The organism is Rhodococcus sp. ACT016, assembly GCF_050477185.1.
Lineage (GTDB): Bacteria > Actinomycetota > Actinomycetes > Mycobacteriales > Mycobacteriaceae > Prescottella.
This window is the reverse complement of the sequence record NZ_JBEAET010000002.1, coordinates 621,364-631,540: the sequence shown is the minus strand read 5'-3', so window position 1 is coordinate 631,540 and position 10,177 is coordinate 621,364. Positions and strand designations below refer to the sequence as shown.

Genomic DNA, 10,177 nt, shown 5'->3' with positions numbered 1-10,177 from the left:
CCACCACTCCGGCGCTCACTTCGATACCTCGGCAGCAATGCCGCCCCGAACGCTCACGATACCCAGTCGAACCGCCTCCCCCTGCGCAGGGAGGGTCTCGACGTCCGCGGACGCGGCGCACTGTCGGTGATCGCACCCGTCGAGCGCACGCTCGAGTAAGGCCCGCGGGACTCGGGCGGTGGAAGGACGACCGCAGAGGCGGGCATAGGCGGACATGAGGGGTCCTCTCTGGAGAACGGGGGCTCACATCGATTATCCGTGATCGGTGGAGATCGGTTTCGCTCGGTCCAATCCTTCTGCCGACCAGCGTTACTGGAGCAGCGGCGCCAGGCTGGCTACTTCTGTCAGCTGGCGCACGCGCCTGGGTGGAGGTCGATTCGAGTCCGACCAACCAGCCGCGAGGTTCATCTCGGCACCACTACGCGATCGATGACTTGGGTCGGGATTCAGAACATCGACCGTAATTGTTCTAGAACGCTAGATAGCTAGTATGCTTGCGGCGTGGACACAAAGACCCAGTTACTTGTGGGAGATCCCGGCCCTGCCGGCAGGTTCGGGCGATTCGGCGGGCGCTACGTTCCGGAAGCCCTCGTACCCGCATGTCGCGCCGTTGAAGACGGCTTCCGGCGCGCATGGAACGATCCCGATTTCAAGGCCGAACTTAGTTCACTTCTGGCCGAATATTGCGGTCGGCCAACGCCAGTCACACGAGCTCGCCGGCTGTCCGAGGCGCTCGGCACCCAGGTCCTGCTGAAACGGGAAGACCTCAATCACACCGGCAGCCACAAGCTCAACAACGCTCTCGGACAGGGACTGCTTGCTCGCAGAATGGGCCGGCGTGAACTCCTCGCCGAAACCGGCGCCGGACAACACGGCGTCGCAACCGCGACCGCCGCGGCATCGCTTGGCATGGAGTGCACCGTCTACATGGGTGAAGTCGACATGGCCAGGCAAGAACTCAATGTCTATCGAATGGAGACACTCGGCGCCCGGGTCGTTCGTGTCCGTGCGGGCGCCGGAACGCTCAAGGACGCAACCAGCGAAGCGTTCCGGCACTGGGTTACCCGCGCCGACAAGAGTCACTACTGTCTGGGCTCCGTCCTCGGACCGCATCCATACCCATGGATCGTGCGCGAACTTCAATCGGTCATCGGACTGGAGGCTGAAGCGCAATGCCGCGAACTCCTCGACGGTGGAGCTCCGGATGTCGTAGTCGCCTGCGTGGGAGGCGGGTCGAACGCAGCCGGAACCTTCGCTGGATTCGCGGCCTCTCGAGCACGATTGATCGGAGTCGAAGGAGCGGGCGGCGCCGGCGCTACCAACGGCACTCTCGGCGTACTCCATGGCTCGATGTCGCTGTATTTACAAGACGACGCGGGCCAAGTTCTCGAGGCCCACTCCGTCGCTGCCGGACTGGACTACCCAGGTCTGGGGCCAGAACACGCCCACCTCGCCGAACTCGGGCGAGCTACGTACGCAACCGTCACCGATGAGCAGGTCCTGGAGGCGGCAGGCTTGTTGGCTCGTCTCGAAGGCATCTTCCCGGCCCTCGAGTCGGCACATGCGCTGGCTTGGGTCATCGATTCCGCACGAGACGGCCGCCTGGACGAGGACACCACTGTGCTCGTCACGGTCTCTGGTCGAGGTGACAAGGATGCCGAACAAGTCAGGAGGCTCTCCCGTGACAACGCTTGAAAGCACACTCCGAAACATTCGCACCAATGGTACGAAATGCCTGATCGGGTATGTGATGGGTGGTATGCGGGACGACTGGACGGATCTGGTCCGAGCCGCAATCGACGGCGGCGCTGACGCTGTCGAAATCGGCCTTCCGTTCTCGGATCCGATGCTCGACGGAGCGACCATCCAGCGCGCTTCGCTCGCAGCCCTGGAACGCGGAACCAGCTTCGAACAAGTACTCGACGACCTGCCCGACGTGTCGGCGCCGCTGATCGCCATGACCTATAGCAATCACCTCGTCTCTCGGGGCGCTGCGAAGTTCATGCGTTCACTCACTGCTGCAGGGGTCAGTGGCTCCATCGTGGCCGATCTGCCGTTCGAGGAATCGACGGAGTACCTCTCCGAAGCCGGCGCTGCAGGCGTCTCGCCGGTGTTGATGGTCGCTCCGTCCACCCCGGACGAGGATGCACGGCAAATCGCCGGAGCCGGTGGCGGATTCATCTACGCAATGGGTGCAATGGCGCCGACAGGCCGACAAGACAACTCTCGTGAGGACAGGTGGGAGTTCGCGCAACGCCTCCGCTCGGACGATGGTCTGCCGGTCATGATCGGATTCGGAATCGACTCTCCGGAACGAGCTTTCCGGGCCGCGCAGGAGTCGGACGGCGTCGTGGTTGCCTCCGCGCTGATGGATTGTGCACTCGAAGGCGCAAGTCCGACGTCCCTAATGAAAACCGTTGCGGCATTCCGTGAACGGCTCGACGAGGCGGGACAACGGTGACCAGGCACTCCCGACTGCCGAAGTACCTGGCGATCTACGATGATCTGCGTGGCCGACTCGAAACCGGCGAATGGGGAACGAACGATGCGCTCCCGCCGCAACGTGAACTGGCCGCATCCTATGGCGTCACGATCATGACCCTTCGTCAAGCACTTCGACTGCTCGAGAATGATGGACTGATCGAATCACGGACAGGTGCCGGCACCTTCCCCGCGAGCAAGAAGTACTCCTACGATCTCCTCCACCTCGCTGGCTTCGCCGACGATCTCACTGCGCAGGGCGCAAGGATCGAGACCCACATCTTGGGATCTTCCCGGGAGGTGCCGCCTACGGACGTCGCCGGGTTCCTCGATCTGGCAGCAGCCGAGCAGGTGTTGACGGTCACGCGTCACAGAATTATCGACTCGCGTCCCGCAGTGCTTCAGCACTCGTACATACCCTGGCTCATCGGCATCTCACCTGACGAGCTGATCGACCAGTCTCTTTATCGGGTACTCGCACAGCACGGCTACCCGGTTGCCTCCGCGAACGAAGCGATAACCATCAAGACACTCGGAGCAGATGAAGCCGAAATTCTCGGTCGCCCACTGGGGAGTCCCGCGATGTGCAGTCATCGGACCAACTTCGCAGAAGATGGTTCGGCGGTGCTGCACGACACCGCGATCATCCCTGCGGACATCGCGGAACTCCACATCGATCGTGGTCCTCAACAGCTCCACGTGAGATACCACATAAGCGACCACCTTGGCGGCCGAACGCCCCCGCACGACGAGTGAGCGAGCGTCGAGACGCCGTGGTGGACGTCGTCGTCCCATTGTGTCCAGGTCAACTCTGGTACAGAACGCGCGCGGCGTTGGACAGATCTGGCGGAGGGGATTTCACGGCAATCTCCTTCGCTGCACTTGCCGGTTCACGACCTCGGCGATCATCGCGGCAACGTGGCGAGCGTTCCGTTCGGGTAGACGAGAATATCCACAAACGAGTCCGCGTGGTCCGGTCTCCAGTAGGCGATACTCCGAGAGGCTTGACACAGAAACGCCTCGCTCGCCCAGCTCTTCAGCAACCTTCTCGTCGTCGACGCCATCCGGCAGGCGGAGGACGACGTGTAGCCCTGCCTCGATCCCCACGACCGCCCCTCGCATATCGCCGAGGTCGGATAAGTGCGCTTCCAGTGATTCGATGAAGGCAGCTCGACGCGCGCGGTAACGCCGCGTAGCTCGGCCGACGTGGCGTTCGATTGCACCCGAATCGAAAAGGTTGGATAGCGCCAATGCGGTAACACCACACGCCATCTCGCTACTTGATCGAATCACGATGTCGATCGCGGCCCGGAGTGCGCGTGGCGCGATGAGCCACGCAAGTGGAACGGATGGCGTCAGAATCTTCGACGCTGAACCGATGTAGGCCACTCGATCCTCGCCCCCGACAAGACCTCGTAGCGCTGGGACAGGAACGGCATCGAAACGCAGTTCGCTGTCGTAGTCATCCTCGACTATCAAACTGCCCGACGCCGCAGCCCATGCCACCAGCGCTGCCCGACGCGTCACCGGCATATGCGACCCCAACGGAAACTGGTGTGCTGGAGTACAGTAGACGGCCTGGTCAGTGGCTACCAATCGACGCGGATCGAGGCCCTGGTCGTCGACCGCTATCGCGCGAACGAGAGCACCGCATTGTTGCAACGCCACCCGGGCTCGGCGAGAACCCGGGTCTTCGAAAGCGATACTACGTCCAGAGAGATCCGCAACTTGGACGATGGTGCGTAGAACCGCGTCAATGCTTGGAAAGATCACGACATCGTCGGGTCGCGCCGCAATGCCACGCACTCGCCGAACATGCTCGGCAACTGAGCGGCGGAGTTCTGGGTGCTCTGCGACACCAGCGATTCCTTCGCGGATCGAGGCAGCGGCAGCCGCACGCCATGATCGGCGCCAGTCCTCCGACGAAATCAAAGATGCGTCAGGGATCTCCGGGTGAAGATCCCATCGAGGATCCTCGATCCGCGGCTCTCGCCGCGGGACCGGCCCGTCCAGCGCGGGATCCGCCAGTGCACACGCCGCCGCCGCTTGCTCCGCACCGAGTGCCACGCGTGTTCCGGAGCCTGGGCGACTGATAACGAAGCCAGCCGCCGCAAGTTGGTCGTACGCCTCGACCACCGGGGTTCGGGACACCTCCAGCTCGGTAGCCAACGCTCGACTTGATGGCAGTATGTCGTTGGATTGCAGTCTTCCTGCAGCTATTTCGCTGACGATTGCTTCGGCGATCCGTTGGCGGAGCGGTGCGCTTGTCGACGGAAGATGGAGCTCGAGTTGCGTGTCTCGGGCGACGCGTGACATCGCATCAAACTACCCATCTGAGATAGATTGGACAACAGGACATGTGCGCGACCTTTCGGACATCCTCGGGTATCGAGTCAAGATTATTCGCTCTGGCGCATACGAACTCAGTGTGTCACCAGTCCGCATGAGTGGAGACAATCTACTCCTCAACCTTCCCGGCACCCTACAAGGCGAGATACCGTTCTGTGCAATTGATAGTTTCGAAAGTTGTTCGCCGACAGTAATAGTCCTCCCGAGGGCAGACTTCTCTGGCGTACTTCGGCAAGAGACGCGGGGAAGGAACAAGTCTCGGCATAGCTGGATCTCTAGACGGTCTGTCTCACTTCGCGTAGACACGACCCGGGTCCTACCACAAGGCGCCAGCGGTAGTACCCGGGCCGCTCCTGGTGCAGGCGATGCCTGCCAGGTCTTTGTTCCAGCAACGGGAAGTGGAACCGAATTTGGGGGTTGTGCGTGCCCGCGGCGACCCTCTTAGTGTTCGAGCTCGTTGCGGGTCACTTCCTTGACCTCTGCGACATTGAAGCGGCCCTCGTAGATCGGACCTTGCCCTGTAGTTGGGCCTTGATACTGGAGGAAGAGGATCCGGCAACCCTCTTCCGTAGTCATCTCGAACTCGACGTGTGGATCCTTCATGTACACAAGGTCACCGGCTCGCAGGATGGTATCGCCGAAGCAGCACTCACCCTCGACGATGTACCACATCTGAGCAAACTCGTGCATATGCAGCGGGAAGCTGGCTCCCGGAAGATAGTTGACGATGCCGGCATTCGGCTGCGTGGGATCCTCCTCCGAGGGATGGAAGACCATCTGTGTGGTGTTGCTGAACCGACCCATCTTCGACTCGGCACTGTCCGGTCGACGGATGATCGGCGGGTTATGCGTCTTCCGCGCTTCCTCGACAGTGATGCGTTACTTCTCGACAGTAGTCATAGTCCTTCTCGCAGATGCCGCTTGGAAATAGAAGCCCGGGCACGACTCGCCACCACTCACCCGCTGTTCTGTCACGAGCTCTCCAGCCCAAGTGAACGAACAAAGCAGCTAGTTCAGTGGGGAATCAGCAACCGGTCGGGCAGACCAGGCTAGACCGCGGCCTGGCTCGAACGTGCGCCGTGCACTCCCAGCGTCTGGAGGACCCGTGCCCCCAGAGTGCTGAGTAGACGCTCGCTGATCTCGTCGACCGATCCGGACGCATCCAGCGCAGTCACGATCGGCCCGTAGTGCCCGAGTATCGTGTCCCGTTCCTTCTCATACACGTGGAGGCGATGCCGGATCACGTCGTCGGTATCGTCGCTACGGCCACGGGCCAACAGTCGTGACCTCAGTTCCGTGTTGTCGAGGGCGAACTCGATGACGTGATCGACCTTGTCTCCCCGACGCGCAAGGATGGCGTCGAGGACACGCGCTTGATCGTGTGTGCGGGGAAAGCCGTCGAGAATGAACCCGGCCGCCGCATCGTCTTGCGACAGTCGTTCAGCGACGACACGTTCGGTAACAACACCCGGGACGAGCTCACCTGCATCGATGTACGACTTGACTGCCTTGCCCAGCGTGCTGCTGTTCGCGATGTGCCAACGAAAGAGATCACCAGTCGAGATGTGAGGAATCTTGAGGGTGCGTGCGAGGAAATGGGACTGCGTCCCCTTCCCGACGCCCGGAGGCCCAATCAGGATGATGCGCATACCAACTCTCCAATCAATCGATGATCGACCGTCATCACTTGGCTGGACAGGCCTGGTGATGACGGAGGAATGGACAAGAACTCGTCACCTCGGCGCGCGGTGAATCCGGATCGGCTCGAGTACCTTGGGGTCGACGAGGGTCGAGGTGTCGCCCAGGTCGCGGCCCTCGGCGACGTCGCGCAGCAGGCGGCGCATGATCTTGCCGGAGCGGGTCTTCGGCAGTTCCGGCACGACGGTGATCTGCCGGGGCTTGGCGATGGGGGAGATCTCGGTGGAGACCTGCGCGCGCAGTTCCGCGATGAGGTGTTGGCCAGTATTTTCCATGCCTTCGCGCAGGATCACGAACGCGACGATGCCCTGCCCGGTGGTCTCGTCCGCGGCGCCGACGACGGCCGCCTCGGCGATCGACGGATGCCCGACGAGCGCGGACTCGACCTCGGAGGTGGAGATGCGGTGGCCGGAGACGTTCATGACGTCGTCGACGCGGCCGAGGACCCACAGCGCGCCGTCCTCGTCGTACTTGGCGCCGTCACCGGCGAAATAGCATGTGGGACCGTGGTAGTGCGCCCACCTCGACCAATAGGTCTCGCGGAAACGTTCCATGTCGCCCCAGATGCCGCGCAGCATCGCCGGCCACGGCTGGTCGAGGACCAGGTAGCCGCTGCCGCCGGCACCGAGTTCGTGGGCGTCGTCGTCGACGATCTTCGCGGAGATGCCGGGCAGCGGCGCCATCGCGGAGCCGGGCTTGGTGGCGGTGACGCCGGGCAGCGGCGAGATCATGATCGCGCCGGTCTCGGTCTGCCACCACGTGTCGACGATCGGGGCGGTGCCGGCGCCGATGACGTCGCGGAACCAGCGCCACGCCTCTGGGTTGATGGGCTCGCCCACCGAGCCGAGCAGCCGGATCGACGACAGGTCGTGCGCGTCGGGGATCTCGCGGCCCCACTTCATGAACGTGCGCACCAGCGTCGGCGCGGTGTAGTAGATCGTGACGCCGTACTTCTCGATGATCTGGAAGTGGCGGTGCTCGTCCGGCGAGTTGGGGGTGCCCTCGTAGACGACCTGCGTGACGCCGTTGCTCAGCGGGCCGTAGACGATGTAGCTGTGCCCGGTGACCCAGCCGATGTCGGCGGTGCACCAGTACACGTCGCGGCCGGCCTTGTGGTCGAACACGTTGTGGTGGGTGTACGACGCCTGGGTCAGGTAGCCGCCGGAGGTGTGGATGATGCCCTTGGGCTTACCGGTGGTGCCGGAGGTGTAAAGGATGAACAGCGGGTGCTCGGCGTCGAACGCCTGCGCCTCGTGCACGGGCGACGCCTTCTCGACGGTCTCGTGCCACCACAGGTCCCGCCCGGCGGCGATGTCGACGTCGATGCCGGTCCGCTTGACCACCAGCACGTTCCGAACAGAACGAGCACCGGCATCCGCACAATCGCCGGCATCGCCGGCCAACGCCTCGTCGACCGCGGGCTTGATCGGGGCGGCCTGGCCGCGGCGCCACTGCCCGTCGACGGTGACGACCAGCTTGGCCTCCGCGTCGTCGATGCGCGAGCGCAGCGCCGTCGCCGAGAACCCGGCGAACACGACCGAATGGGTCAGGCCCAGGCGGGCGCACGCGAGCATCGTCACGATCGCCTCGGGGATCATCGGCATGTAGATCGCGACACGGTCGCCGGCGACGAGGCCGAGTTCGGTGAAAGTGTTTGCCGCGCGGCTCACTTCGGCGAGCAGGTCGTTGTAGGTGATGTCGCGGCTGTCGCCGGGCTCACCCTCGAAGTGGATCGCGACGCGGTCGCCGTTGCCGGCGATCACGTGCCGGTCGACGCAGTTGTACGCGACGTTGAGGCTGCCACCGACGAACCACTTCGCGACGGGCGCGTCCGACCAGTCGAGGACCTGCGTCCACTCGGTCGCCCAGTCCAGGCGCCGCGCCTGGGTGTCCCAGAAGGCGAGCCGATCGCCGTCGGCCTCGGCCTGCAACTCGGGGCCGGCGTTCGCCGCGGCCGCGAACTCCGCGCTCGGAACGAACACGTCGCCGATCCGCCGGGATCCAATCATCTCAGACATAGAAACCTTCCAACACCGAATCCATCCATCCAGCAGTGAATCTCAGAGAAGACTCGGGAACCCCGCCGCCGGCAGAGCGGCGGGGTCACCCCGATCAGTAGCTACGGAAGTACTCCCGCTGCTCCCACTCCGTCACAGAATTCTGATCTTCACGAATTCCGTTCTCTTCCAGGTACTGGATGTACCTACGCCACTCGTTCCGCTTCAGCCCCAGGTAGAAGTCGACGAACGCGTCGCCCGCGCTGCGCCGGAACAACTCGCTGGTATCTAGAGCATCTGCCGCCTGCGCCAAGCTCGACGGCAGACGAGGCAGATCCTTCTCGTGTGGATTGTCGGTCAGCGGTCCCGGATCGATCTTGTTGTCTACCCCATCCAGCCCGGCAATCAGCTGAGACGCCATGTACAGGTAGGGATTGGCTGCCGGTTCACCGAGCCGGTTCTCGAAGTGGGTTGCGGGGTCACCGGGACCGCCCAACACTCGCAGATAGGTTCCGCGGTTGTCAGCGGACCAAGTCGCTCTGTCGGGTGAGAGCGAGAATCGATCGCTGAATCTCTTGTAACCGTTCACCGTCGGTGCCGCGAAGATGGCGGTAGCCGCCGCGTGATGAACTAACCCGCCGGCGAAGTGTGTGGCGAACTCTGAGACGAACTCGCCCTCGCCCTGAGCCACGAACACATTCTCACCGGCGCTCTTGTCGAAGAGCGACTGATGTAGGTGCCACCCGCTCGCGTCGAAGCCGCTGAGCGCAGGAGCACACATGAACGTCGCGTGGTAGCCGGCACGTGCGCAAAGCTGCTTGACTGTGGTCCGGAAGAGAAGCATCGCATCCGCGGCGTCGAGGGCCGGCATCGGATCGAACGTGAACTCCATCTGACCGGGCCCGGACTCGTGCTCTGTCGTGCGTAGTGGGATTCCGAACGACAACAGCGTTGATCGAATCTCCCGAATCAGTCCCTCGACTTCATCGATCAGATTCTCGCTGTTGAACTGATAGCCCAGGTTGACCGGAGCGACAACGGGAGCGGCACCTGGGGATCCGAAGCCGCCGACGGACTCGAGATCGTTCTTCAGGTCGACGAGACGGGTGAGATACCACTCGACCTCGAGGCCCACGACGTACTGCAAGTCTCGTCCCTCGACCTCCCTCAACATCCGCTTCAGCAGTTGTCGTGACGAAAACGGCACCGGGCGCCCCGACTTGAAGTACTCGTCACCGATGATCCATCCCACCTTGTCCGCCCAGGGGAGGACACGAAAGGTCTCCGGATCCGGAACCAGCACAAAGCTGCCGGCACCCGTCATTTCGTCGTCGTTGAGTCCTCCGCCGCGTTCGAACGGATTGAACACCAGGTCAAGACCGGTGTCGAAGATGAACGGACCAGGACTGCAATCGATCCCATTCCTCAGGACCGATGCGAACGAAGAAGCGGTCACTGCCTTGCTTCGCGAGAGACCATGGGGATCGCAGAAGGACATGCGGATCACCTCCAGCCCGTTGTCCTCGATCTGCGCGAGGATCTCGGCGGCCTTGGCCTTCTGCCGAGGTGTCCACAGATTGTGCATCTCGATGAACCCCGAACGGCCGGTGCTTAGATTCTTCAGTGTCGCGGTACTGATGCTCTCGGACATG

Annotated in this window: 8 protein-coding genes; 3 read left to right on the top strand and 5 right to left on the bottom strand. The window is 62.9% G+C overall.

Annotation, left to right across the window (positions count from 1 at the left end):
* Positions 1-501: 501 nt before the first annotated feature.
* The 3 genes from trpB to ACQ5DX_RS29710 are packed head-to-tail and all read left to right on the top strand — an operon-like array spanning position 502 to position 3,237.
* A complete protein-coding gene (trpB, locus tag ACQ5DX_RS29720; RefSeq protein ID WP_430336313.1) occupies positions 502-1,695 on the top strand; it encodes a tryptophan synthase subunit beta in 1,194 nt (397 codons plus the stop codon).
* Positions 1,682-2,461, top strand: a complete 780-nt coding sequence (trpA, locus tag ACQ5DX_RS29715) for a tryptophan synthase subunit alpha (protein WP_430336312.1) — start codon at positions 1,682-1,684, stop codon at positions 2,459-2,461. Before trpB ends, trpA begins: the two co-directional genes overlap by 14 nt.
* Positions 2,458-3,237 (top strand): GntR family transcriptional regulator, encoded by a 780-nt coding sequence (locus ACQ5DX_RS29710; protein WP_430336311.1) that lies wholly within the window; start codon positions 2,458-2,460, stop codon positions 3,235-3,237. The genes trpA and ACQ5DX_RS29710 overlap by 4 nt, the downstream gene beginning before the upstream one ends.
* A 102-nt stretch (positions 3,238-3,339) precedes the next feature.
* On the opposite strand, the gene ACQ5DX_RS29705 is transcribed toward ACQ5DX_RS29710, so the two are convergent.
* The 5 genes from ACQ5DX_RS29705 to ACQ5DX_RS29685 form a co-directional block, all read right to left on the bottom strand.
* Complete coding sequence (locus ACQ5DX_RS29705) at positions 3,340-4,797, bottom strand: PLP-dependent aminotransferase family protein (protein ID WP_430336310.1); 1,458 nt, start codon at positions 4,795-4,797, stop codon at positions 3,340-3,342.
* A gap of 474 nt (positions 4,798-5,271) precedes the next feature.
* Positions 5,272-5,634 (bottom strand): cupin domain-containing protein, encoded by a 363-nt coding sequence (locus tag ACQ5DX_RS29700; protein WP_430336309.1) that lies wholly within the window; start codon positions 5,632-5,634, stop codon positions 5,272-5,274.
* A 245-nt stretch (positions 5,635-5,879) separates the two neighbouring features.
* Positions 5,880-6,479 (bottom strand): adenylate kinase, encoded by a 600-nt coding sequence (locus ACQ5DX_RS29695; RefSeq protein ID WP_430336308.1) that lies wholly within the window; start codon positions 6,477-6,479, stop codon positions 5,880-5,882.
* An 84-nt stretch (positions 6,480-6,563) separates the two neighbouring features.
* Positions 6,564-8,546 (bottom strand): acetate--CoA ligase, encoded by a 1,983-nt coding sequence (gene acs / locus ACQ5DX_RS29690; protein ID WP_430336307.1) that lies wholly within the window; start codon positions 8,544-8,546, stop codon positions 6,564-6,566.
* Positions 8,547-8,640: 94 nt separating this feature from the next.
* On the bottom strand, positions 8,641-10,176 hold the full coding sequence (locus ACQ5DX_RS29685) for a glutamine synthetase family protein (protein ID WP_430336306.1): 1,536 nt from the start codon (positions 10,174-10,176) through the stop codon (positions 8,641-8,643).
* Between the last annotated feature and the right edge of the window lies 1 nt (position 10,177).

Bases quoted from the DNA above. Each gene is read 5' to 3' on its own strand.
- ACQ5DX_RS29705 (WP_430336310.1), bottom strand. From the start codon at position 4,797: ATGTCACGCGTCGCCCGAGACACGCAACTCGAGCTCCATCTTCCGTCG.
- ACQ5DX_RS29700 (WP_430336309.1), bottom strand. From the start codon at position 5,634: ATGGGTCGGTTCAGCAACACCACACAGATGGTCTTCCATCCCTCGGAG.
- ACQ5DX_RS29695 (WP_430336308.1), bottom strand. From the start codon at position 6,479: ATGCGCATCATCCTGATTGGGCCTCCGGGCGTCGGGAAGGGGACGCAG.
- acs (WP_430336307.1), bottom strand. From the start codon at position 8,546: ATGTCTGAGATGATTGGATCCCGGCGGATCGGCGACGTGTTCGTTCCG.
- ACQ5DX_RS29685 (WP_430336306.1), bottom strand. From the start codon at position 10,176: ATGTCCGAGAGCATCAGTACCGCGACACTGAAGAATCTAAGCACCGGC.